Source organism: Xanthomonas sp. 3793, assembly GCF_024806835.1.
GTDB classification, from domain to species: Bacteria; Pseudomonadota; Gammaproteobacteria; order Xanthomonadales; family Xanthomonadaceae; genus Xanthomonas; species Xanthomonas arboricola_F.
This window is the reverse complement of record NZ_JANTYU010000008.1, coordinates 101,639-125,978: the sequence shown is the minus strand read 5'-3', so window position 1 is coordinate 125,978 and position 24,340 is coordinate 101,639. Positions and strand designations below refer to the sequence as shown.

Annotated in this window: 19 protein-coding genes and 1 other RNA gene; 3 read left to right on the top strand and 17 right to left on the bottom strand. The window is 65.5% G+C overall.

Annotation, left to right across the window (positions count from 1 at the left end; all coding sequences use genetic code 11):
* Positions 1-167: 167 nt before the first annotated feature.
* Complete coding sequence (locus FHY18_RS21435) at positions 168-1,037, top strand: crotonase/enoyl-CoA hydratase family protein (protein WP_259159853.1); 870 nt, start codon at positions 168-170, stop codon at positions 1,035-1,037.
* Positions 1,038-1,090: 53 nt separating this feature from the next.
* On the opposite strand, the gene FHY18_RS21430 is transcribed toward FHY18_RS21435, so the two are convergent.
* From FHY18_RS21430 to FHY18_RS21410, 5 genes are all read right to left on the bottom strand, one after another.
* Entirely contained in the window at positions 1,091-3,271 is a 2,181-nt protein-coding gene (locus FHY18_RS21430; RefSeq protein ID WP_259159851.1) for an ATP-binding protein, read from the bottom strand.
* A 4-nt stretch (positions 3,272-3,275) separates the two neighbouring features.
* Positions 3,276-4,412, bottom strand: a complete 1,137-nt coding sequence (locus FHY18_RS21425; protein ID WP_005993831.1) for a two-component system response regulator — start codon at positions 4,410-4,412, stop codon at positions 3,276-3,278.
* A 139-nt stretch (positions 4,413-4,551) separates the two neighbouring features.
* Positions 4,552-6,069: a lysine--tRNA ligase gene (gene lysS, locus FHY18_RS21420; RefSeq protein ID WP_259159845.1), complete on the bottom strand. Its 1,518-nt coding sequence runs from the start codon at positions 6,067-6,069 to the stop codon at positions 4,552-4,554.
* A gap of 194 nt (positions 6,070-6,263) precedes the next feature.
* Positions 6,264-7,389 (bottom strand): peptide chain release factor 2 gene (gene prfB, locus FHY18_RS21415; protein ID WP_104581439.1). Its coding sequence is split into 2 segments (ribosomal slippage): positions 6,264-7,313 and positions 7,315-7,389, totalling 1,125 coding nucleotides; the frame shifts between segments, so codons are not numbered across the junction.
* A 241-nt stretch (positions 7,390-7,630) separates the two neighbouring features.
* A complete protein-coding gene (locus FHY18_RS21410; protein ID WP_259159843.1) occupies positions 7,631-8,581 on the bottom strand; it encodes a LytTR family DNA-binding domain-containing protein in 951 nt (316 codons plus the stop codon).
* Between the two features lie 157 nt (positions 8,582-8,738).
* Here FHY18_RS21410 and FHY18_RS21405 point away from each other — a divergent pair, with 157 nt between their 5' ends.
* Both FHY18_RS21405 and FHY18_RS21400 read left to right on the top strand, forming a co-directional pair.
* On the top strand, positions 8,739-9,950 hold the full coding sequence (locus FHY18_RS21405) for an acyltransferase family protein (RefSeq protein ID WP_259159841.1): 1,212 nt from the start codon (positions 8,739-8,741) through the stop codon (positions 9,948-9,950).
* A 245-nt stretch (positions 9,951-10,195) separates the two neighbouring features.
* The gene (locus FHY18_RS21400; protein ID WP_259159839.1) at positions 10,196-11,233 is read left to right on the top strand and encodes a DUF1176 domain-containing protein; all 1,038 of its coding nucleotides are present in this window, start codon (positions 10,196-10,198) and stop codon (positions 11,231-11,233) included.
* 797 nt (positions 11,234-12,030) lie between these two features.
* Here the strand turns inward: FHY18_RS21400 and recJ are convergent.
* The 12 genes from recJ to FHY18_RS21340 form a co-directional block, all read right to left on the bottom strand.
* A complete protein-coding gene (gene recJ / locus FHY18_RS21395) occupies positions 12,031-13,770 on the bottom strand; it encodes a single-stranded-DNA-specific exonuclease RecJ (protein WP_259159838.1) in 1,740 nt (579 codons plus the stop codon).
* A complete protein-coding gene (locus tag FHY18_RS21390) occupies positions 13,767-14,687 on the bottom strand; it encodes a phosphoglycerate mutase (RefSeq protein WP_259159836.1) in 921 nt (306 codons plus the stop codon). The genes recJ and FHY18_RS21390 overlap by 4 nt, the downstream gene beginning before the upstream one ends.
* An 18-nt stretch (positions 14,688-14,705) precedes the next feature.
* Positions 14,706-15,170 carry a transcription elongation factor GreA gene (gene greA, locus FHY18_RS21385; RefSeq protein ID WP_181112888.1) on the bottom strand — a complete coding sequence of 155 codons (465 nt, stop codon included), beginning with the start codon at positions 15,168-15,170 and terminating at the stop codon, positions 14,706-14,708.
* 8 nt (positions 15,171-15,178) lie between these two features.
* Positions 15,179-18,421 (bottom strand): carbamoyl-phosphate synthase large subunit, encoded by a 3,243-nt coding sequence (carB, locus tag FHY18_RS21380; RefSeq protein ID WP_259159833.1) that lies wholly within the window; start codon positions 18,419-18,421, stop codon positions 15,179-15,181.
* Positions 18,422-18,429: 8 nt separating this feature from the next.
* On the bottom strand, positions 18,430-18,873 hold the full coding sequence (locus FHY18_RS21375) for a hypothetical protein (RefSeq protein ID WP_259159832.1): 444 nt from the start codon (positions 18,871-18,873) through the stop codon (positions 18,430-18,432).
* Positions 18,873-19,997, bottom strand: a complete 1,125-nt coding sequence (gene carA / locus FHY18_RS21370; protein ID WP_259159830.1) for a glutamine-hydrolyzing carbamoyl-phosphate synthase small subunit — start codon at positions 19,995-19,997, stop codon at positions 18,873-18,875. Before carA ends, FHY18_RS21375 begins: the two co-directional genes overlap by 1 nt.
* 238 nt (positions 19,998-20,235) lie before the next feature.
* Positions 20,236-20,952 carry a 4-hydroxy-tetrahydrodipicolinate reductase gene (dapB, locus tag FHY18_RS21365; protein ID WP_259159828.1) on the bottom strand — a complete coding sequence of 239 codons (717 nt, stop codon included), beginning with the start codon at positions 20,950-20,952 and terminating at the stop codon, positions 20,236-20,238.
* A gap of 288 nt (positions 20,953-21,240) precedes the next feature.
* Positions 21,241-21,317, bottom strand: a non-coding RNA gene (locus FHY18_RS21360) — sX9 sRNA.
* 64 nt (positions 21,318-21,381) lie between these two features.
* On the bottom strand, positions 21,382-22,101 hold the full coding sequence (locus tag FHY18_RS21355; protein ID WP_259159827.1) for an MOSC domain-containing protein: 720 nt from the start codon (positions 22,099-22,101) through the stop codon (positions 21,382-21,384).
* Entirely contained in the window at positions 22,098-23,300 is a 1,203-nt protein-coding gene (locus FHY18_RS21350) for a PLP-dependent aminotransferase family protein (RefSeq protein ID WP_259159825.1), read from the bottom strand. The genes FHY18_RS21355 and FHY18_RS21350 overlap by 4 nt, the downstream gene beginning before the upstream one ends.
* 222 nt (positions 23,301-23,522) lie before the next feature.
* Positions 23,523-24,023: a nuclear transport factor 2 family protein gene (locus tag FHY18_RS21345; protein WP_259159823.1), complete on the bottom strand. Its 501-nt coding sequence runs from the start codon at positions 24,021-24,023 to the stop codon at positions 23,523-23,525.
* 62 nt (positions 24,024-24,085) lie between these two features.
* The gene (locus FHY18_RS21340; protein ID WP_259159820.1) at positions 24,086-24,340 is read right to left on the bottom strand and encodes a DUF6587 family protein; all 255 of its coding nucleotides are present in this window, start codon (positions 24,338-24,340) and stop codon (positions 24,086-24,088) included.

The following is a 24,340-nucleotide window of genomic DNA, read 5'->3' as shown; positions in this document are numbered from 1 at the left end:
TTTGTTTGCAGACATTCGCTGAAAGATTCAGCACACAGCGCTCACCGGGTAGAAAGGAAGCCCTCAGCGTTCATGGAGATAGTGCCGGTGTAGCATCGATTCGGAGTGGATCGCGCGCGCCCGCCGGCGTTCACTCTCCCACCGCGGGCTTTTCCAGGATCACGCCCATGAATACCGTTGAAAAGATTTCGATCGGCCGCCCCCACTCCACCATTCGGGTCGATGCGTCGGCCGCTGACGGCACCCACTGGTTGTTCATGCATGCCAATGCGCGCTTCGGCATCCGCCCCTGCTGCAGTCCCGAGTTGCTGGACGACATCTGGGATGTCATGGGTTCCATCACTCGCGCCCCGCATGAGCGTCGCAGTGGTGAACTACGCCACTTCGTACTTGCATCCGACTCCACCGCCTTCAATCTTGGGGGCGACCTGGACCTGTTTGCACGCCTGATCCGCGAACAAGATCGCGAGCAATTGATGCGCTATGCCATCCGCTGTGTGGAAGGCGTCCATCATCTGCATACTGGCTTTGGTGGGGACGTGCGCAGCATTGCGCTGCTGCAAGGCGATGCATTGGGAGGTGGGTTGGAGATGGCCCTGGCCTGCCATACCATCGTGGCCGAAGAAGGCATCGGCATGGGACTGCCCGAGGTCTTGTTCGGGTTGTTTCCGGGCATGGGAGCCTATTCGTTCCTGTGCCGTCGCGTGTCGCCCCAACTGGCAGAAAAAATCATTCTCGATGGACGCATCTACAGCAGCGAAGAAATGCATGCGATGGGTATCGTAGATGTACTCGTACCGAAGGGCCAAGGGGTCGTTGCCACCGAAACGCTGATTCGCCAGCAAAAGCGCATCTCCCACTCCTATCTGGCGATGAACGCCGCACGCAACCTCGCGCAGGCGGTGCCTTACGACGAATTGCTGCGCATTACCGAGGTCTGGGTCGACACTGCCCTGGCACTGAGCGAGAAATCACTGCGCACGATGGACCGTTTGGTCAAAGCACAGACTCGCCGCGCTGGCGCAAGTGCCGCCTGATTTGGTGGATCCAGTACTGGGGGAATCAGGCCCGGCCTATCGCCGGGCTTCACTTAGCCGCGGTCGCCATTCCCGCTGACTCCGCCGTCGGACTTGTTCCGTGCGCGTTGAGCAAGCGCCTCGCGCCCGAGCGTCAACCCCGTCTTCAGCTGCTCCAGTCTCTGACTCCATTCTGCGCGCAGCTGCGCTTCTGGCAGGCGCATCAACTCACCCCCCTGTTCGGCCAGCGTCACCAACCCGAGATTGCTGGAAACACCTTTTACCGCGTGAGCATGCTCGCGCAGACGTGCCCAGTCCTCGTCCGCCGCTGCCTTGCCGAGCTGGACAACGCATGCCGCGGCATCGCTGAGACATTGTTGAATGAACTCGCGTTCGAACTCATTTCCCATCCCCAATTCGGCCAGCTCGTCGAGGACGGCAGGGTCGAGGACTGCGCCACTGGGCGCCGGGCTGCGGATAGCGATGGTCGGATCGGACTGACGCAGTTTCTGGTTGACGGCGATTTCGGCCAGCGTATCCAGCAACTTGATCGCCGCCACCGGCTTGGCCAGAAATGCATAAGCGCCCGCTTGCTCGCAGCTGCGAATCGACTCAGGGGTGACATCAGCGCTCAACACCACGACCGGCGTCCCTGGCGTACCACCCGCCTGCATGACCCTGAGTTGCTTCAACATGTCCAGACCGCTGACACCGGGCATATGCAGGTCGACGATGGCCGCGTCGTAGTCTGCTTCGGCCAACGCATCCAGTACGGCTTCGCCACCATCGACGCAGGTAACGCGATGCCCCGCTTTTTGCAGCAACCGCTGCAGAACAAGGCGATTTGCCAGATGATCGTCTGCCACCAGAATGTGCATGCTACGCACACGGGCACGGTGACGTAGAAACGGATCGGCAAACGCAATCACGTTGCCAGGTATCGTGGTGGACTCCGCCTCATGCAGCACAGGCGATGAAGTTGCTGCAGGCTTGGCGACTGCCAGGCCAAACGGCAGTTCAAACCAGAACAAGCTGCCGCCTTCGGGATTTTCCTCGAACCCGATCGCACCACCCATCGACTGGACCAGCCCCCTGGCGATCGTCGTTCCGAGGCCGCTACCTTCAAACCGGCGCGCCAGTCCGGTGTCTGCCTGTTCGAACGCCTCGAACAAGCGCGGACGCATATCGACCGGTACACCAATCCCGGTATCAAGCACTTCAAAACGGAGCAGCACACCACCGCGGCCGCTGGCCTCGGTGGTCGCCACCTTCAACTGGACACTGCCGTGGTCGGTAAACTTGACCGCGTTGCCGACCAGGTTGAGCAGGATTTGCTGCAGATGCCCCGCATCCCCGTGCACGCGTGAAGGCACATCTGCAGCCACAGTTGTCTGATAATGCAAACCCTTGGCCTTGGCCTGCGGCTCCAGAATCAGACCGATTGCCTGCAAGGTGTCATGCAATGCAAAGTCGGAGGCGTTAATCCGCAATTTGCCGGCTTCGATGGCCGAGATGTCCAGCACCTCCTCTACCAGCGCCAGCAGACTGCGTGTCGATGCCTGAATGGTTTTCAGGCATTCGCGCTGCTCATTGTCCAGACGCGTCGTTGCCAATACCTCGGTCATTCCGGACAGACCATTGAGCGGTGTCCGAAACTCGTGACTCATGTTGGCCAGAAAGCGGCTCTTGGCCTCGCTGGCACGGCGCGCCTCGGCGGTTGCCCGGGTCAACTGTCGCAGAAGACTGGAGAAATACAGCGGAACGGCGGCCAGACCAACGGCAAGCCCGACACCAAGCCGATGGTTGCGTTGCCAATAGTCGGTCATTGACAGCGTCGTGGAAAAGCTCACCACCGCCATTCCCACCGCAAGATACAAATAGCGGTTGCCATAGCGCAGGCCGTTGCCAACGGTGACCCACATCACCACGACATAGACCCAGGCCAGCGGCTCGCCCATTTGGACCATACCGGCCGCCATCAATCCGTAATCGGCCAGCATGCCCAGAATGCGCCGCGCATCTGAGCGATCGGGTCGCCACAGCAGCCACCCGAACAACGCAAGACCAAGACCCAGGCCCGTCAGCACAATGGCCAAGACGCCCGTGTACTGGCCTAGCGGCAGGCTATGCCGGACACTCGGCAGCAGGACATACGACAGGATCAGGCTGATCAAAACGATGCGAACGATCGCCTGACCATGTTCGCTGTCAGGTCGATGCATCAACCGCTGCCGGATCCTTCCGAACGGATTCATCGCCTCACACCCCGGGTCGCGCCGATGCGGTGGAGAATTCACCGCAGATCTGGTCCAGCTGCGCACGGCCGCGCAGCAGCGCATCCACGCAGCGCGGGTCGAACAGGCGGCCGCGTTGCGCGTAGAGATAGGCCAGCGCGGCATCCATCGTCCACGCTTCCTTGTACGGACGCGGCGACAGCAGGGCGTCGAAGACGTCGGCGACCGCCACGATGCGCGCTTCCAGCGGAATCGCCTCGCCGACCAGGCCGTCCGGATACCCGGTGCCGTCGTAGCGCTCGTGGTGACGCAGCGCGATCAAGGCACCGACCTGGATGAAGCGGTTCTGGCTGCCGCTGAGCAGCTCGTAGCCGATGCGCGGGTGCCGCTTCATGATGCTCATCTCGTCATCGGTGAGCTTGCCCGGCTTGAGCAGCACCGAATCGGGAATGGCGATCTTGCCCATGTCGTGCAGCGGTGCGGCCATCTCGATGATGCGCACTTCTTCTTCCGACAGGCCCAGCTGCTCGGCGATCAGGCCGGCCACATGCGACATGCGCTCCAGGAACGCACTGGTGCCCGAATCGCGGTATTCGATCGCACGCGCCAGCCGCGACAGCGTCTCGCGTTCGCGCTCTTCGACCTCGTTCATGCTGGCCAGCAGGCGCTGTTCCAGCGACAGCGCACGTTGCTTGACGCTCTCGCTCTGCTGACGCAGCTGCAATAGATTGGAGCAGCGCGCCCGCAACTCGCGCGGGCGGATCGGCTTGACCAGGAAGTCGATCACCCCGGCTTCCAGCGCCGCCTGGCGGATCGGCTCGTCGCCGACGATGGTGATCAGGATGATCGGAATATCGCGATGGCTGGGCAGCCGGCGCAGGCGCCGTGCGAACTCCAGGCCATCCATCCCGGGCATGCGGTAGTCGAGCAGCAACAGATCCACGCGCCCAGCTTCGCACCATGCCAACGCGTCGAGCGGGTCGCCGAAGTCGTAGACCTTCAGCTCCGGCGCGATGTCTTCGATGACATGGCGCAGCATCGTTCGCGCAGACATCTGGTCATCGACAATGACGATGTTCAATCCCAGATCCGCCTTTTCCGCCCAGCTTCCCCATGTATCCGCCGACACCATGCCGTCCGGACTCCCTAAAACATCCTGCATAGCCGTTGCTCCTCTATCACGAGAACGGAAAAGCGTGACGTCGACCGCTGTGTCGACTTCCCCGGACATGACGCTGCCCGAAGCTCCGCCCTAGCATATGCAGTATCTGTGCCGTGAGCACGCGGTTCGCACAAAAAAGTCAGGCTTCCGGACGCATGTAGGGAAACAGCAGGACATCACGGATCGATGTGCTGCCGGTCAGCAGCATCACTAGGCGGTCGATGCCGATGCCCAGGCCACCGGTCGGCGCCATGCCGTACTCCAGCGCACGGATGTAGTCGGCGTCGTAGTGCATCGCTTCGTCGTCGCCGCCGTCCTTGGCCTGCACCTGCGCCTGGAAGCGTGCGGCCTGGTCTTCGGGGTCGTTGAGCTCGGAGAAGCCGTTGGCCAGCTCCTTGCCGTTGATGAACAGCTCGAAGCGGTCGGTATACCCCGGCTCGGTGTCGCTGGAACGCGCCAGCGGCGAGACCTCGACCGGATGGTCGGTGATGAAGGTCGGCTGCACCAGAGTGTGTTCGACGGTGGCTTCGAAGATTTCGAGCAGCAACTTGCCCCAGCCGTAGGACGGCTTGACGCGGATCTTCAGGCGCTCGCAATGGGCCAGCAGCGCATCGCGGTCGGTGCAATCGGCGGCGCTGATCTCCGGATTATGGTGACGAACGGCCTCATCCATGCGCCAGCGCCGGAAAGCCGGCGCCAGATCGATGTCGGCGCCATCCCAGCTCACCTGGGTGGTGCCCAGCACCGACTGCGCGGTGTCGCGGATCACCTGCTCGGTCAGGTCCATGATCTCGTGGTACGTGGCGTAGGCCTCGTAGAGCTCGAGCATGGTGAACTCGGGGTTGTGCCGGGTCGACACGCCCTCGTTGCGGAAGTTGCGGTTGATCTCGTAGACCCGCTCCAGGCCACCGACCACCAGACGCTTGAGGTACAGCTCGGGCGCCACGCGCAGGTACAGGTCCAGATCCAGCGCGTTGTGGTGGGTGGTGAACGGCTTGGCGGTGGCGCCACCGGGGATGTAATGCATCATCGGTGTTTCCACTTCCAGGAAACGCCGCGCATCCAGCCACGCGCGCATCGCGCGGATGATCTTGGAGCGCTTGATGAACACCTCGCGCGCTTCCGGAGTGACGATCAGATCCACATAACGTTGGCGATAGCGCTGCTCCACGTCCGACAGGCCGTGCCACTTGTCCGGCAACGGGCGCAGCGACTTGGTCAGCAGCCGCAGCGCGTTGGCCTTGACCGAGAGTTCGCCGGTCTTGGTGCGGGTCAGCCCGCCCTCCACCGCCACGATGTCGCCGACGTCCCAGCCCTTGAACGCGGTGTAGGCATCGCCCAGCGCGTTGCCCTGCAGGAACAACTGCACGCGCCCGGATTCGTCCTGGATCTGCGCAAAGCTGGCCTTGCCCATCACCCGCTTGGCCATCAGCCGGCCGGCCATCTTGACGGTGCGCCCGCCGGCTTCCAGCGCTTCCGGGGTCCAGGTGTCGGCATCAGCGAATTCGGCCTGCAGGTCGCCGGCGAACTGCTCGCGCACGAAATCGTTGGGATAGGCGATGCCCTGGCCGCGCAACGCGCCCAGTTTCGCGCGACGCTCGGCGATGAGGCTGTTCTCGTCGACGGGAAGGTGGGGCGCGGGGGTCTGCTCGGTCATGGCGGGAATCGGTCTGCTAGAGGTCGGGCGCGTGCCCGGTGGGGAGTGAGACACCGGCAGCGCCGGGCTCTCTTACATTGACGGTGTCGCGCGCAGGTCGCCTGAGATCTTTGCTGCCGCAGCGCAGGTTAGCGCTGCGGTGCCTGCGTAACATCGCGCGAGGCCGTCGCATCCGCTGCGACCTCGCGCGGGGGTCAGGCGTCCAGGCGTTTGGAGCCTGCCGCCAGACCGGCCTTGAGGCTGGCCTCGACGAATTCGTCCAGATCGCCGTCCAGCACTTTCTGCGTGTCGCTGCGTTCGATGCCGGTGCGCAGATCCTTGATGCGGCTCTGGTCGAGGACGTAGTTGCGGATCTGGCTGCCCCAGCCGATGTCGGACTTGGTGGCTTCCAGCGCGTCGCGCTCGACATTGCGCTTCTGCACTTCCAGTTCGTACAGCTTGGCTGCCAGCATCTTCATCGCGTTGTCGCGGTTCTGGTGCTGGCTGCGGCCGGTCTGGCAGGCGACCACGGTATTGGTCGGGATATGCGTGATACGCACCGCCGATTCGGTCTTGTTGACGTGCTGACCACCGGCGCCCGAGGAGCGATACACGTCGGTACGCAGATCGGCCGGGTTGATGTCGATCTCGATGTTGTCGTCCACTTCCGGCGACACGAACACCGAAGTGAAACTGGTATGCCGGCGGTTGTCCGAATCGAACGGCGACTTGCGCACCAGCCGGTGCACGCCGATCTCGGTCTTCAGCCAGCCATAGGCATATTCGCCTTCGATGCGCACGGTGGCCGACTTGATGCCAGCGACTTCGCCGCCGGACACTTCCATCAGCTCGGTCTTCCAGCCGCGCGACTCGGCCCAGCGCAGATACATGCGCAGCAGGATTTCGGCCCAGTCCTGCGCCTCGGTACCACCGGCGCCGGCCTGGATGTCGACGAATGCGTTGGCGCCGTCCATCTGGCCGGAGAACATGCGCTGGAATTCCAGCTTTTCGACATGGGCCTGGTACTTGTCCAGATCGGCGATCACCGCAACGGCAGTGTCCTCGTCCTGCTCGCTGTCGGCCAGCTCCAGCAGATCGCCGGCATCGGTGAGGCCGGCCAGTACATCGGCGATGCCGATGACGGTCTTTTCCAGCATGGAGCGCTCGCGACCCAGGGCCTGGGCACGCTCGGCATCGTTCCACACGTCCGGGCTTTCCAGCTCCCGGCTGACTTCCTCTAGACGCTCTTTCTTGGCGTCGTAGTCAAAGATACCCCCTGAGCGAGAGCACGCGATCGTTGAGATCGGTGATGCGCTGGCGGATCGGATTGGTTTCGATCATGACGGATTTCCGGCAAACAAGCTGGCTAGTTTAGCAAGCGGGCGACGGTGGCGGAACGCGCCCGCCTCGGCACTGTGCGCTGAATGACGATTGTCCAGACGACGCGTCCCTGCCGCGCTCGACCGCAAGGATTCCCGTCTCGACACATCGCGCGCGCGACTCGCGGCAACCGTGCCAACGGTGCGATGGCGGGGATGCAGTGACGTCGGCCAGTTCGCCCGCCAACAGCGTCGCAGCGGCCTCAGACCGTCAACGTCTCTCCCTGCGGCGCAGCGGTACCTCGCCCTGCCCGCGCGCGCAGATCTGCCAGATGGCTGCGACTGCACGGCAGCACAGTGGCGTCGTGCAGATGCACGCGGGCATCGCCGGAATCGACCGGTTCTATCGCCTGTACCTGGCTCAAATTCACAAGGTAGCTACGATGGATCCGCACGAACACCGCCGGGTCCAGCCGGGCTTCGATCGCCGCCATCGTGCTGCGCAGCGGGTAATCGTGGCCGCGTACGCGCAAGTTGACATAGTTGCCGGAGGCCTGGATCCATTCGATATCGGCCGTGGCGACCAAAAAGTCGCGGCCGAGCTTGCGCACCAGAAAGCGTTCCGGTCGGTCCAACGGCTCCTCTGGCGGGCCCTCGTCCGGTGCCGCAAGCAGATGCGCCTCGCCCTGGCGGCGCCGCGCGTACCACGCCAGCGTGTGCTGCAACGCCACCAGCATCGCAAAGGTGCGCAGATCCTTGGACAACTCATAGAACCACTGTAGCGGCCAACCACCGAAGTCGTAGTGGCTGCCAGCCAGCGCGTAGACCAGTTTGCGCAACAGCACCATGCCGGCGACGTGCGCCAGCCACCAGCCCAGCGCAGCAGCCAGGTACAGCGGCACACGTCGACGCCAGACGTCGGCATGCAGCGGCCAGCGTGCGCAGAGCCAGAACATCGCCGGCAGCAACAACAGCGACGTCGTGGCGCTGCTCAGCTCCCAGCTCAGCAACTGCCACAGCACGATCGCCTCGCCATCGCGCCGCCCCGCCAACCATGCGGTCAGCGTGTTGCCCAATGCGCTCAGGTAAAACACCAGCGACCAGATCATCACAGCCCAGCGCGTGGCGAAGTGACCCGCACCGTCCTGAGGTGTCGGCGGGCGCGGCCCGATGGTTTCCATTGCAGGCGTCCGCAGTTGGCAGCTGCCGATCATAGAGTCCTGCGCAATGGCGCGACAACGTCATCTCGCCGCCCCATTCGTCACTGGTAGGATGCAATTGGTCACCGCGCCGGGGCATCTCCACCCCTGCCCCCTTTATCCATCGGGGTCAGCGGGCAGGATGGGTGCACTTCCTCGACCGCCCCCCCCCATGACCGAACGCCGCCACGATATCGATGCCTTGCGCGTCTTCGCCTTCGCCCTGCTGATCCTCTATCACGTGGGCATGGCCTACGTGGCCGGCTGGGACTTCCATTTAAAGAGTGCCTACACCGCCGAGTGGCTGCAGCCGCCGATGATCGCGCTCAACCGCTGGCGGATGCCATTGCTGTTCATGATCTCCGGCATCGCGATCGGCCTGGCGCGTGCGGAACGTGCCCCGTGGCAGTTCGCCTGGCGGCGTTGTGGCCGGCTGCTGCCCCCGCTGCTGTTCGGCATGTTCGTGGTGGTGGCGGTGCAGGCGTACTGCCAGGGCGTCAGCAATGGCAAGGTCGTGCCCGGCTTCGGCAACTTCCTGCTGCGCTATTGGCAGGTCCGGCCGTGGCCGGCCGGCAGTTTCGATGGCTGGGAACACGGCATCACCTGGAACCATCTGTGGTACCTGGCCTATCTGCTGCCTTACACCGGGTTACTGATGGCCATGCTCGCGCTGGGCCGCAAGCTGCCGGCGAGTCTGCCGGCGTTGCCGGCGGCCATCGCGCTGCCTGCCCTGCTGCTGGCACCCATTCTGTGGGAGGCCGTTTGCGTGCTGTGGGTACTGCCGCGCCACCCACCGACCCACGCCCTGGTCGGCGACTGGTTCGTGCACGCCGAGTCGTTTCCGTTAGTCGTGCTGGGATATGCACTGGCCAACAACGCACGCTTCTGGACATGGGCCGTGCAGCTGCGTTGGCCAACCCTGATCGCCGCGCTGCTGGCGATCGCCACCGAGCTGAGCATCCGCCAGTTGGGCCGATCGCTCGATCCTGCGCAGTTGTCGGAGATGTCGGGGACAATTCGCTGGGACGTGGTCGAGCGGCTGGCGCGCGCAGCCTATACCTGGCTGGCACTACTGACCCTGTTCGGCTGGGCGAGGCAGGGCCTGAACCGCCCGTTCGCGTGGCTGCCGTACTGCACCCAGGCCGTCTTCCCCTGGTACATCCTGCATCAGAGCCTGATCATCCTGGCGCTGTACTGGTTGGCGCCGTTGCAGCTGGGGCCGTGGCTGGAACCGGTGCTGGTGTTGGCCGCCACCGTCGCCGGTTGCCTGCTGTTGCACGAATACCTGATCCGACGCGTGCGCTGGCTGCGCCCGCTGTTCGGGATGCCGATGCGCGAATCGCCGATCGGCACGCGCACCGCGGCCACGCTGACGCAGGGGTGATCGCTGAGAGCGACAGGCCGGCAGAGAAGACCGGCCAAACGATGCCGCCAGCGCATCGTCGCCGGGGCGCCTCGGGCACCGCGGCGCGCGTCATTGTCCATTGGCAACAACGCTGCCGATGCACCGCAGTGCCCGGACGCACCTGCACACCATGAATGGCAGTCGCCGCCTGCCGACGATTCGCCTGGACGCCCTGCAGTGCGCATCGCAAGATGCCGGCCCCGACCTGCGATGAAGAAACTACGATGCGTTACGAGCTGCTTGCCGCAGTCTTGCTGTGTAGCCCCGCAATCACACTTGCCGCGCCTGCGACCGGTGTCGATTTCAGTCACGACGACTGGACCATCGCCTGCGACAACACCCGCACCTGCCGCGCCGCCGGCTATCAGCCGGACGAAGGCGATCACCTGCCGGTATCGGTGCTGCTGACGCGCAAGGCCGGTGCCGGCCAGGCGGTGACGGCCGAGCTGATGCTGGGTCAGTACGACGAGATCAAGCTGCCGGCATCGCTGAAGCTGCAGATCGATCAGCGCGATCTGGGCAAGCTGGCGCTGGATGGCAAGAGCGGCACCGCCGTTCTGAGCAGCCCGCAGGTCACCGCACTGCTGGCGGCACTGACCCGCAGCAGCAAGATCGTGGCGATCGGCAACGATGGCCGCCGCTGGCAGCTGTCCGATCGCGGTGCGGCGGCGACACTGCTGAAGATGGACGAGTTCCAGGGCCGGCTGGGCACGCGCGGCGCACTGGTGCGCAAGGGCGATCGCGACGAGGCCAGCGTGCTGCCGGCATTGCCGGTGCCGCAGGTGCGCGAGGCCAAGCTGGCAGCAGCGCAGGCGGGCGACGCTCGTCTGGGCAGCTTGCCGGCGCTGTACCAGGCGCTGCGCGCCACGCTTCCGGCCGATGAAGAATGCAAGGGCCTGGATGCCGGCGATGCCGCCGAACCGCTGACCGTCACCCGCCTGAGCAACGACAAGCTACTGGTGTCGACCGATTGCTGGATGGGCGCCTACAACATCGGCACCGGCTTCTGGGTGGTCAACGCACGCGCGCCGTTCGCGCCGACCCTGGTCACCACGCACGCCAGCGATCTGGATGGCTCCACCATCCTGGAGTCCCAGAAGGGCCGCGGCCTGGGCGACTGCTACAGCCAGGCGGCATGGACCTGGGATGGCCGCCGCTTCGTGCAGACCTCCAAGTCCAGCTCCGGCCTATGCCGGCTGGTGGCTGCTGGTGGCGCGTGGGAATTGCCGACCTTGGTGACCGAGGTCAAGAAGTCGCCCTGATCCAGGCGAGGACGGCGCGAGTGCGTGCGAGCGCCGGTATGTGCTTGCACTGCCTTGCAAGATGCCTTGAACCGCGAACTGGACCAGCTTGCGGCCGTCAGGCACGGAACACAGAAAGCATGTAGCAGCGCGTATATGCCACCCGTGAGCGTGCCGTCCAGGGTAGAGCGGCTGATCTGCAGCCTGGCTGCAGGGCCCTTGCCCGCCCACCATCGCGGGACACGCTGCAAGTACGTCCCTGTAAGCTCTTACGCGGCATCCATGCCGCGTAAGGTCCCGCGACGGTGGGCGGGCAAGGGCCTGTCGAGATGGTCGGTGTGCATGGATGCAAGCGGAGCATGACGCGTGTTGCCTGGATCACGGCGCGTCCGATCAGCCTCCCGGTACACGCCGAACAACACAGGCTTTCAGGAAAGTTCCTGCAGCGTCGTCATGGCGGATCTGCAGAAAAAGATGACGAATTGGCGTGCCTTGATCAGGTCATGGAAACGACACGCCGAGGCAGCAGCGTGGCCGGGGATTGGCGGAGAGCGGCACTCAGGATGTGCCGCGGCGGCGAGTCAGACAGGATGTCTGACCGAGCCGAGGAGCCGATCCCCGGCCGCGCTGCCGCCCTCTCCCGAAGCCAGAGACTGGCAGCCATGCGCCTGAGACCCCTACAGCTCCCTCTGCGGACGGATTCACAGCGCGTCCCGCGAGCGGCAGGACACCGCGTGCCCTCGACCAACGCGGCTTGGATCATCCAGATGACGCCAGGTGCGGCCTACAAAAGCTAGAGAGAACGCTGAGCCCGCAGATCAGCCGGTGACTATCGCCGGCTCGCAATGTTCGACGATCAACTGCACCGCGGTGCCACCGCGATAGTCGTCGCTGACCAGACGGTATGCCAGGCGCACCAAGCGTGCCGGTTCGCTACCGTGCCAGCCGTTGAAGTGGATGGCATTGAGCGGCTCGGCGCGGCCGGCGCAACGCAGGGTCAGCTTGAGGTGGCGCTCCTTGAGCACCCGGTACTGCAGCACTTCGAACTGACCATCGAACAGCGGCTCCGGAAAGCCCTGCCCCCACGGACCGGCCACCCGCAAGGCTTCGGCGTGCACGTGATCGAGTTCGTGCGCGGCGAGCTCGCCATCGCTGTGCAACTCGGCATGCAGCAGCGACGCATCCACCATCGCGTGAACCTGCGCCTGAAAGGCCTGCTCGAAGGTCGCCAGCGCGGCGTGATCGATGCTCAAGCCCGCCGCCATCGCATGGCCGCCAAACTTCTGCAGCAAACCCGGATGACGCGCATCCACCGCCGCCAGCACGTCGCGGATATGCAGGCCGGGAATGGACCGCGCCGAACCGCGCAACTGGGTGCTGCCCGGCTCGGCCGGCGCCAGCGCGATCACCGGGCGATGCAACCGATCTTTCAATTTGGAGGCGACCAGGCCGATCACGCCGGGGTGCCATTGCGCATCGAACAGGCAGGCAGCGATCGGCAAGGCGCCCTCGGCGTCCAGCACCACCTTGGTGACCAACTGCTCGGCATCGTCGGTCATAAACTGCTGCACCGCGCGGCGCTCGGCGTTGATCTCTTCCAGGGTGACGGCGATCTCGCGTGCGCGGTTCCAGTCCTCGCTGAGCAGCAGCTCGATGCCAAGCGCCATGTCTTCCAGCCGGCCGGCCGCATTCAAGCGCGGCCCGAGCGCGAACCCGATATCGCTGGCGCTCAGACGCGCGACATCGCGGCCGCTGGCATCGATCAACGCGCGCAACCCGATGCAGCCGCGGCCTTCGCGCAGGCGGCGCAACCCGGCCGACACCAGCGCGCGATTGTTGGTGTCCAGCGGCACCAGATCGGCCACCGTGCCGACGGCGACCAGATCCAGCAACACCGACAGATCCGGTTCGGCGCGGCCGGCAAAGGCGCCACGCGCGCGCAGGGCACTGCGCAGCGCCAGCAACACGTAAAAGATCACGCCTACGCCGGCCAGCGATTTGCTCGGGAAGCTGTCGTTGGCCAGATTCGGATCGACGATCGCATCGGCCGGCGGCAACACTTCGCCAGGCAAGTGATGGTCGGTGACCAGCACCGTCCAGCCGCACGCCTTGGCCGCCGCCACGCCCGCGTGGCAGGCGATGCCGTGGTCGACGGTGACCAGCACATCCGGCTGCAGCACGGCCAATTCGTCCACCAATGCGGGCGACAGGCCATAGCCGTGCACCATGCGATTGGGCACCGCGTGGTGCACATCCAGCGCGCCAAGCATGCGCAAACCGCGCACGCCTACCGCGCAGGCGGTGGCGCCATCGCAGTCGAAGTCGCCCACCACCAGGATGCGCCGTTGCCGGGCGATCGCATCGGCCAACAGGTTGGCGGCCACGTCGCTGTTATGAAGCAACTCCGGCGAGAGCAACTGCCCCAACCGCGGCTGCGCGCCCTGCGCATCGCCGACACCGCGCGATGCGTAGATGCGACGCAGCAGCGGCAACATGGCATCGGGCCAGCTTCCGGCCTGCCCGGGTGGGCGCCGGACGATCCGGGGAGTGGAGGTCATTGCGCCAGTTGCTGCCGTGGCTTGCGCCAGAACCGCCAGCGTTGCGAGCGCGCCAGCGACAGCGTTTCGCCGTCCTGGAAATCCAGCACCAGCCGATCCAGCTCGCCACGCGCCATCGCCGCCAGCAGCGGTGCCACTGCGTCATCGCCGAACTGCTGCAGCGAACGCAGATGACGCAGGTCCACCAGCGCATCCACGCGTTGTTCGCCCTGCGCATCGGCACCGGCCGCCAAAGCCAGCGCACGCAGCAGCGACTCGCGGCTGCGCACCTGCCGATGCGGCGATGTCACTGCATGCGGCAGCACGCCGCCGCCCCAGAACCACAGCGAATTGATCGCCGGTTTGCCGCTGGCCACGCGGCCCTCGTTCCAGGGATGTTGATGCAGCAACACCTGCGCTTCGGTCAGCAAGGCACGCCAGCGTCGGCCCGCGTCGCCGGCCGGCAAATGCTCGAACAGGTCGTCGCCGATCGCCACATCTGGCGGCGCGAACTCCGGCAACTTGGCATCCGGCGACAGACGTAGATACCACCGCGATGGCGTCGGTGCATCGAGCAAAAATCCCGCATCGCCGAACATCGGCTTGAGGATCGGCAACAACACGGCCAGGTCCTCGGCCGTGGCGCCGAGCGCCTCGCCATAGCCCATCAAGCGCGCGCCCTGCATGTCCGGCACCACATAGGCCGGATCGGCACGCACCCAGGTCGCGCCCGCGGCATCGCCGGCATCCAGTTGCCGGGTCAATGCCGCCACCGGCCACTGCGCCGGCGTCAGCGTGAAATGCCGCTGCAACTGCGCCACTTCGCCGGCATCGGCGGCGTGCAGATCGGCGCGCGCCAGGGCGCTGGCCACCACCGTGTTGTCCAGCGTTCCGGGCAGACGGCGTTTTTCGGGCAGCAGCAGCGTTGCGGTCGTCATCGCTCAGGCGTCAGTGGGTCAATCCAGGTACGCGACGCTGACCACTTCGTATTCGCGCTGGCCGGCCGGCGCATCGATGGTGACCGAATCGCCTTCCAGCTTGCCGATCAACGCGCGTGCCAGCGGCGAGGAAATCGCGATCAGGCCCAGCTTGATGTCCGCTTCCAGATCGCCAACGATCTGGTAGCGCTTCTCTTCATCGGTCTCGGTGTCGGCCAGCGTCACCGTGGCGCCGAACACGATCTTGCTGCCGGCCGACAACTTGGTGATGTCGATGATCTCGGCATGCGACAGCTCGCCTTCCAGCTGCTTGATGCGGCCTTCGATGAAGCTCTGCTGCTCGCGCGCAGCGTGATACTCGGCGTTCTCCTTCAGATCGCCGTGCGCACGCGCTTCGGCGATCGCGGCGATCACCGCCGGGCGCTTGACTGACTTCAGCTGATCCAGTTCCTCGCGCAGACGTTGCGCGCCCTTGGATGTCATGGGTGCTCTCATGCTTGAAGCTCCTTGTGCAGTTCCTGCAGCGACCAGACGGGGCCGGTGCCGCGGAATTCCAGCGAATGCACCAGCGCCTTGGCGCCGGCGACAGTGGTCGAATAGGTCACGCGATGCTGCAGCGCTTCACGCCGGATCGAGAACGAGTCCGAGATGGCGGCGCGACCTTCGGTGGTGTTGACGATGTAGACGATCTCGCCGTTCTTGATCGAATCGACGATATGCGGGCGGCCTTCGGCCACCTTGTTGACGATCTCGCAGTTCAGCCCGTTCTGCTGCAGCCAGGCGCCGGTACCGCGCGTGGCGACCAGCGTATAGCCGCGTTCCACCAGCGCCTGCGCCACCGGCAGCACGCGCTGCTTGTCAGGGTCGCGCACCGACACGAAGGCCTTGCCCACCGGCGGTGCCTTGATGCCGCCGGCCTCCTGCGCGCGCGCAAACGCGGCGCTGAAGCTGCGGCCCACGCCCATCACCTCGCCGGTGGAACGCATCTCCGGCCCGAGGATCGGGTCCACGCCCTGGAACTTGGCGAACGGGAAGATCGCTTCCTTCACCGAGTAATAGCCCGGCACGATTTCCTTGGTGGCGCCCTGCTCGGCCAGCGTCTTGCCGGCCATGCAGCGGGCGGCGATCTTGGCCAGCGGGATGCCGATCGCCTTGGATACGAACGGCACGGTGCGCGAGGCGCGCGGGTTCACTTCCAGCAGGAACACCACATCGTCGCCGGCCTCGTTGACCTGCACCGCGAACTGGGTGTTCATCAGGCCGACCACGTTCAGGCCTTCGGCCAGCATCACCACCTGGCGACGCAGCTCGGCCTGGGTCTTGGGCGAGAGCGAATACGGCGGCAGCGAGCAGGACGAGTCACCCGAATGCACGCCGGCCTCTTCGATGTGTTCCATCAGCCCACCGATCAGCACATTGCCGTCCTTGTCGGCGATGATGTCCACGTCCACTTCCACCGCGTTGTCGAGGAAGCGGTCCAGCAGCACCGGCGAATCGTTGGAGACCTTGACCGCGTCGCGTACATAACGCGCCAGGTCGGATTCGCCGTAGACGATTTCCATCGCGCGGCCGCCGAGCACATAGCTCGGGCGCACCACCAGCGGATAGCCGATCTCGCGCGCCAGCACCAGGGCTTCCTCGGCATTGCGGGCAATGCGGTTCGGCGGCTGCTTCAGGCCCAGCTTGTCGACCAGCTGCTGGAAACGCTCGCGGTCTTCGGCCAGATCGATCGAATCGGGCGAGGTGCCGATCACCGGCACGCCGTTGGCTTCCAGCGCGCGCGCCAGCTTCAGCGGGGTCTGGCCGCCGTACTGCACGATCACGCCCTTGGGTTTTTCCAGCTCGACGATTTCCAGCACGTCTTCCAGCGTCAGCGGCTCGAAGTACAGGCGGTCGGAAGTGTCGTAGTCGGTGGACACGGTCTCCGGGTTGCAGTTGACCATGATGGTTTCAAAGCCGTCATCGCGCAGCGCCAGCGCCGCATGCACGCAGCAGTAATCGAACTCGATGCCCTGGCCGATGCGGTTGGGGCCACCGCCGAGGATCATGATCTTGTCGCGATCGGTCGGCAGTGCCTCGCACTCGTCCTCGTAGGTCGAATACAGGTACGCGGTGCTGGTGGCGAATTCGGCCGCGCACGAATCCACGCGCTTGTAGACCGGGCGAACTTTCAGCGCGCGCCGTAGCGTGCGCACCGATTCCTCGTTGGTGCCGGTCAGCTCGGCCAGGCGCGCATCGGAGAAACCGGCGCGCTTGAGCGTGCGCAGACGCGCCGCATCCAGTGCCTGCATGCCGTCGTCGGCCAGCTGCTGTTCGTGGCTGATCAGTTCTTCGATCTGATCCAGGAACCAGGGGTCGATGAACGACAGCGCGTAGACATCGGCCACGCTCATGCCGGCGCGGAACGCATCGGCGACATAGAACAGACGCTCCGGGCCCGGCGCCTTGAGCTCGCGCTTGAGCGCGGCGATATCGTCTTCGCTGCCCAGGTCCAGGCCGGTCGGGTCCAGCCCGATCTTGCCGGTTTCCAGGCCACGCAGCGCCTTCTGCAGCGATTCCTGGAAGGTGCGGCCCATCGCCATCACCTCGCCCACCGACTTCATCTGGGTGGTCAGGCGCGCGTCGGCCTGCGGGAATTTTTCGAACGCAAAGCGCGGGATCTTGGTGACCACGTAGTCGATCGAGGGCTCGAACGAGGCCGGGGTCAGGCCACCGGTGATCTCGTTGCGCAATTCGTCCAGCGTGTAGCCCACCGCCAGCTTGGCGGCGACCTTGGCGATCGGGAAACCGGTGGCCTTGGACGCCAGCGCCGAGGACCGCGACACGCGCGGGTTCATCTCGATCACCACCACACGGCCAGTGGTCGGGCTGATGCCGAACTGCACGTTGGAGCCGCCGGTATCCACGCCGATCTTGCGCAGCACCGCGATCGAGGCATCGCGCAGGCGCTGATATTCCTTGTCGGTGAGCGTCTGCGCCGGCGCCACGGTGATCGAGTCGCCGGTATGCACGCCCATAGGGTCGAGGTTTTCGATCGCGCAGACGATGATGCAGTTGTCCGCGGTGTCGCGGACCACTTCCATCTCGAATTCCTTCCAGCCCAGCACCGATTCTTCCACCAGCACTTCGGTGGTCGGCGACAGTTCCAGGCCACGGCCGACGATCTCGATCAGCTCTTCGCGGTTGTAGGCGATGCCGCCGCCGCTGCCGCCCAGCGTGAAGCTGGGGCGGATGATGGTCGGATAGCCGACGCGGGTCTGGATATCCAGCGCCTCTTCCAGCGTGTGCGCCACTTCGGCGCGGGGGCAATCCAGGCCGATCTCGCCCATCGCCACGCGGAACAGCTCGCGGTCTTCGGCCATGCGGATGGCTTCGCGCTTGGCGCCGATCAGTTCGACGTTGTACTTCTCCAGCACGCCGTGGTCGGCCAGGTCCAGCGCGCAGTTCAGCGCGGTCTGCCCGCCCATGGTCGGCAGCAGGGCGTCGGGCTTTTCCTTGGCGATGATCTTTTCGACCGTCTGCCAGTTGATCGGCTCGATGTACACCGCATCGGCCATGTCCGGGTCGGTCATGATCGTGGCCGGATTGCTGTTGACCAGCACCACGCGGTAGCCCTCGTCGCGCAGCGCCTTGCACGCCTGCGCGCCGGAGTAATCGAACTCGCAGGCCTGGCCGATGACGATCGGGCCGGCGCCGATGATCAGGATGGTTTTTAGGTCGGTGCGCTTTGGCATGGGGGTCCTCAGTAAAGTCGGTCCTGCCACGCCGCGGGGGCGCGCCAGGTAATCTGGTCGGGCGATCGGGCATCGATCGCGCCATGGTCGACCGCGGCGCGAACCTCTCGCTGCATCGCGGCCCAGCTCGGAGCGGCCGCGCCGATGCGCGCGCCGATCATGTTGTTGTGGGCATCCATGGCCCGGCTGGCGTTACCCTGCCCGCCGCGTTCCATCACCGCGGTCACCAGATCCACGCAGCGCGGGGACAAGGTATAGGCGACGATGGCGCTGGCAAGGCTGTGCCGATACGCATCGGCGGGGCCGTTGCGTCCACCTTCCAGGCCGGCGCCGAGCCATTGCGAATACACCGCAATCAGCACGAATGCCGGATAGGCCGCCAACACCAGCGCCGCCAACACGTACACACGCCAGCGGCGCAGTCGCGACGGCAGGGCCAGCGAGGCCATCATCAGGCTTTGGCCGCCATCAACGCGGTAAACCGATCGAACAACGGCCCCACGTCGCGCGGGCCCGGCGAGGCTTCCGGGTGGCCCTGGAACGAAAACGCCGGCGCGTCGGTGAGAGCGATGCCCTGGTTGGTGCCATCGAACAGCGAACGATGCGTCACCCGCACATTGGCCGGCAGCGAGGTTTCATCCACCGCAAAGCCATGGTTCTGCGAGGTGATCATCACCCGCCCGCCATCCAGATCCTGCACAGGATGATTGGCGCCGTGATGGCCGGTGGTCATCTTCACCGTCTTGGCGCCAGCGGCCAGTGCCAGCAACTGATGCCCCAGGCAGATGCCGAAGGTGGGCACCTTCCTGGCGATCAATTCCTGGATCGCGGCGATCGCGTAATCGCAAGGCTCCGGGTCGCCCGGGCCATTGGACAGGAACACGCCGTCCGGATTCATCGCCAGCACCTCGGCCACCGGCGTGCGGGCCGGCACCACGGTGACGTCGCAACCACGGTCGGCCAGCATGCGCAGGATGTTGAGCTTGATGCCGTAGTCATAGGCCACGACTTTGTGTTTCAGCTCGGTGCGCACGAAAGTGTCCGAATTCAGATCCAGCGAGCCTTCCTGCCAGCTGTAGCTGGTCTCGGTGGAAACCACCTTGGCCAGGTCCATGCCCTTCAGGCCGGGGAAGCTGCGCGCCGCTTCCAGCGCCTTGTCGACATCGATCTCGCCGGCCATCAGCGCGCCGTTCTGGGCGCCCTTCTGCCGCAGCAGGCGGGTCAGCTTGCGCGTGTCGATGCCGGAAATGGCCACCACACCGCGGGCCTGCAGCCACTCCGGCAGTGCGACTTCGCTGCGCCAGCTGCTGGGGCGACGCGGCACATCGCGCACGATCAGGCCGGCGGCCCAGATCTTGCGGGCCTCGTCATCCTGGTCGGTAAAGCCGGTGTTGCCGATATGCGGATAGGTCAGCGTGACCATCTGGCGGGCGTAGGAGGGATCGGTCAGGACTTCCTGGTAACCGGTCATGGCGGTGTTGAACACCACTTCGCCGACGGAAAGCCCGTTGGCGCCTACGGATTCGCCCTCGAACACGGTGCCGTCTTCGAGGACAAGGATTGCGGGTTGGGTCACGTGGGGTCTCGCTCTGGCTGCCTGGGACTCCGATGCGCTTCCGGCCAAATTCCGGTTGCAGCAAAGCGCGGACGCGGTGCTGAGGACCGGTCCGACGCTGGTTCGGGCAAGCGAGAATTGTAAAGGCAAGTGCCTCTGCTTGCCAGCCTGCAACGCACCTCCTGCGGCAGGAGCGCTGCAACGGCGGCATGAATAGGCTGCGCAACCGCGCAATTGTTCATGCGCGGTTGCGCGCGGGCTATAGCACCAGGTCGCGCACCCGGTAGCTGCCGGCCGGCCGGCCGATCAGGCGTTTGGCCGCGTGCAGCGCACCGCGCGCGAAGATGTCGCGGTTGGTGGCGCGATGCACCAGCTCGACACGCTCGCCCAGCCCGGTGAACTGCACGGTGTGCTCGCCGACGATGTCGCCGGCACGCAGGCTGGCAAAGCGCGGCTGCGCACCGCTGCCGGTGGCTGCCTCGCCCAACGTCAGTGCGGTCCCGGATGGCGCGTCCTGCTTGTGCACGTGATGCGCTTCGATGATGTCGCAATCCCACCCGGGCAAGGTGCCGGCAGCGCGCTCGACCAATTCGGTCAACACCGCCACACCCAGGCTGAAGTTGGAGGCCCACACCAACGGAATCTGTCGCGCGGCATCGAGCAGCGCGGCGCGCTGCGTCTCGTCCAGCCCGGTGGTCCCGGACACCAAGGGCTTACCGCGTTGCGCGCACAACGCCAGGATCGGTGCAAAGCCCTGCGGCAGGCTGAAGTCAATCGCCACATCGAAGGCAGGCGCACCGCCCAGCTCGCTGGCGGCAAAGAACGGCACGCCGTCCACCACGCGCTGCGACGGCGAGCGCCCCACCACTGCGCCGACGACCTGCAATGCGTCGTCTTCGGCCGCCAGGCGCAGCAATGCCTTGCCCATCCGCCCGGAGGCGCCGTGGATCAGAACTTTTACAGGAGACGTTGTCATACCCGCAGGCTAGCGAGGCGGTGGGGGTTGCACAAGGTGCGGGGATTGGGGAGTTGGGATTGGGGAGTCGTCACGGCGGCGCGCGGGTCTGAGCGTTTGCTGAGGTTGACGTGGTTTGGTGGAGATGGTGTGGCTTGTCGCCTGCAGTAGCGCTACCGCTGGTCGAGCGCATCTGTGGATGCCGCGCATGCGCGGCGCTTGGGCCGCTGACGCTGTGAGCGAGATTGTTGTGCGCGGTGACTACGGCCGGTGCATCAATGACCGCAGCGCGCGCCCCCTGCCTGGAACGGCTAACACGACGCAGCGAGCAAGCGTCGGATGGGCGTGGACGGCGCGCCCGGAACCCGAGGGTACGCGCGGTACATGACGCACCGAGCAGCGGCCGCGCCCGCCTGGCGGTGGTGAGCACGGTCGTTTTGTTCGCTGCCCTTAGTCGTCGTGACCGGTCAGGCGTCTGCTCCAGCTTTCCACTTCGCTGCGTTGCAGACGGCGTTCGAACAGGGCCTGCCACGACGGCACCAGCGGAAGACGCAGCAACTCTGTGATGGCCGCAACGTCGACCTCGCGTGCATACAGCACCTGCTGCAACCGCGACAGGCTCCACTGCGGATGCGGTCGCTCCTGCAATGCCAGCGTGTCGCCAGACGCCACCGCGCCGGGCTGCAGCACGCGGTAGTACCACCCGGTGCGGCCGGTTTCCTGCACGCGGCGCGCCATGTCGCGCACACCGAAGCGATCGGACAACTTCCAGCACGGCTGGCGCAGCTGCGAGACCTCCACGACGGCGGTGCCCAGGGTAAAGCGGTCGCCAAGGCAGACCGTGGCCTCGGTCAGGCCGGTGCTGCTCAGGTTCTCGCCGAACGCGCCGGCCGCTTCCAGCAGCGCATGCGCGCCAATCTCGTTACGCCAGGCCGCGTAGTGGTCGCGCGGATAGTGATGGATCGCCTTGTCCGGCCCGCCATGCACGCGCCGGTCGCCTTGCTCGTCGCCCACCAGCCCTTCGACACCGATCGCGACCGAACCATCGACGGCACGCTTGTCGATCGCGCTGCGGCTACCGGGGCGGGTGAAGTCGCGCGCGACGCCGGTGGCGACGTGATCGATGCGCGTGGCAACCGGCGCTTGCGGCACCGCGGCCGGCGATGTCATGCGCCCTGCCCTGGCAGTTCGGCCAGCGCTTCGCGCAGCACGTCCCCAAGCACCTGGATGCCGGCATCGATTTTCTCGCCCGGCACGGTGACGAACGACAGCCGCAGCGTATTGGCTTGCGGCAAGGTCGCAAAGAACGGCGCCCCCGGCACGAACGCGACATTGCGTGCGATCGCGCGCGCCAGCAATGCAGTGCCATCCAGCCCGGGCGGCAGTGTCACCCACAGGAACATGCCGCCTTCCGGACGATTCCACTGCACCTGCGCCGGGAAGTGCCGATCCAGCGCTTCCAGCATGAGACTGCACTGCCGCGCATACAGCGCTCGGATCTGCGGGATATGCGTGTCGAGAAAGTCGTCCTGCAGCGTCTGATACACCACGCGCTGGGTGAACGACGGCGTATGCAGATCTGCCGCCTGCTTGGCCTGGATCAACTTGCCAAGCACGGCCTCGGGCGCGACGACGTAGCCCAACCGCAGCCCGGGCGCCAACACCTTGGAGAACGACCCCATGTAGATGACCCCGTCGGGGTTCATCGACAGCAGGCTCGGCAAGGGTTCGCCGCTGTAGTACAGCTCGCCGTACGGGTCGTCTTCGACGATCGGCACGCCGGCCTCGGCCGCGCGTGCGACCAGCGCCTGACGTCGCGCCAATGGCAGACGCCGCCCGGTGGGATTCTGAAAATTGGGCAGGCAATACAGAAAGCGCGCATCGGCCAGCAGCGCCGGATCCAGTGCATCCACCACCACGCCATCATCGTCGGACGGCATGCCGACAAACGCGGGCTGGAACAGCGAGAACGCCTGCAACGCACCGAGGTAACTCGGCGTCTCCACCAGCACCTTGCTGGCTTCGTCGATAAACACCTTGCCGAGCAGGTCCAGTCCCTGCTGCGAGCCGGTGGTGATCAGCACCTGGCTGGGCCGGATGCCGGCGCCGTCACGGCTCAGCCGCGCAGCCACCCATTCGCGCAGCGGCGCATAGCCTTCGGTCGGGCCGTATTGCAACGCCGCTTGCGGCGCCTCGCGCAACACCTGGTCGCTGGCCGCGCGCATGCGCTCGACCGGAAAGGTCGCCGGCGATGGCAGGCCGCCGGCGAAGGAAATCACCTCCGGCCGCTCGGTCACCTTGAGGATTTCGCGAATCGCCGAACTGGTCAGCGCCTGCGCACGTCGGGAGATCTGGAAGGAGGTCGTCATGCTGCAAGCATACCCAACGCCCGCGACCCCGGCGCTGTGCACCGCAGCGCGCGCGCGTCGATGCAGGGCAGCCAGCAACGCCTGGCGAGCAGTCGTCAGGCAGATGCGGACGGCTCACAACCGGAGCATGCAAGTGGCCAACGCCGTGCCCGCCCGGCGGTGCGCACAGTCGCGTTGCTGGACGCTGCTGGCGGCGGCGCAGAAAGCCCCGCCGCCTTGCGGCTACCGATACGCCGGACCAACCCAGGCGGTGCCTTCGCTCCGCGTGATCAAGGTCTTCCAGCGCTTGCGCACGATCTTGTCGCGCGAACGGAAGGTCATGCGCAAACCGGGCAAGCCGAGCGTGGCCCGTGTTTCGACCATCGCTGACTGCTCATCAGGGGCGATCTCGATCTTGGTAATCGAGTGCTTGTAGTCGATCAGCTCTTCCGGCTCGGCCACATGGCGCATCTGCTGCAGCACCTGTGTCCACTCGCCGTTGGACTTGCAGTATTTGGCGCGATCGGCAGTCTCGCGCTTCTGCTGGGAATCCATGCGGTACAACACCACCATTTCGAAGTCCGGCGCGGTCATGGCGCAGAGCGCCTCCCCATCCTGACTGACCATCGCCTTGTCGTGCGCCGCGTAGAAGTCGCGCACTTGCTTCTCGTCGAGCGAGTTGCCGCCATAGCTGTACAAACCTGCAATCGCGGCCAAGACCGCCAGCAACACCAGCAAACGCATGCACTTACCCCCCTGTCACGCCGCTTCCTGCGGCCGTGCAAGTGTAGCCGAGGCGAAGGGTCTCAGTGCTTGCGCGTTGGCGCGGGGCCGCAACTGTCGCACCCACCGCAGGCCGCATTGCCCTGCGCCGCCGGCGGCGCCACGCGCCGGCCCAGCGTGCGCATCCAGGCCGGCCGCCCGTCGCGCAGCAACGCGAGCGCAAGCGCGCCACGCATCGTTCGCAAGACGCCCGGAAATTGCTTCTTCATCACCACCCACAGGCTGACCAGCACCGCGATGGCGATCACCACGTATTGCAGGGTGAGCGAAAGATCCAT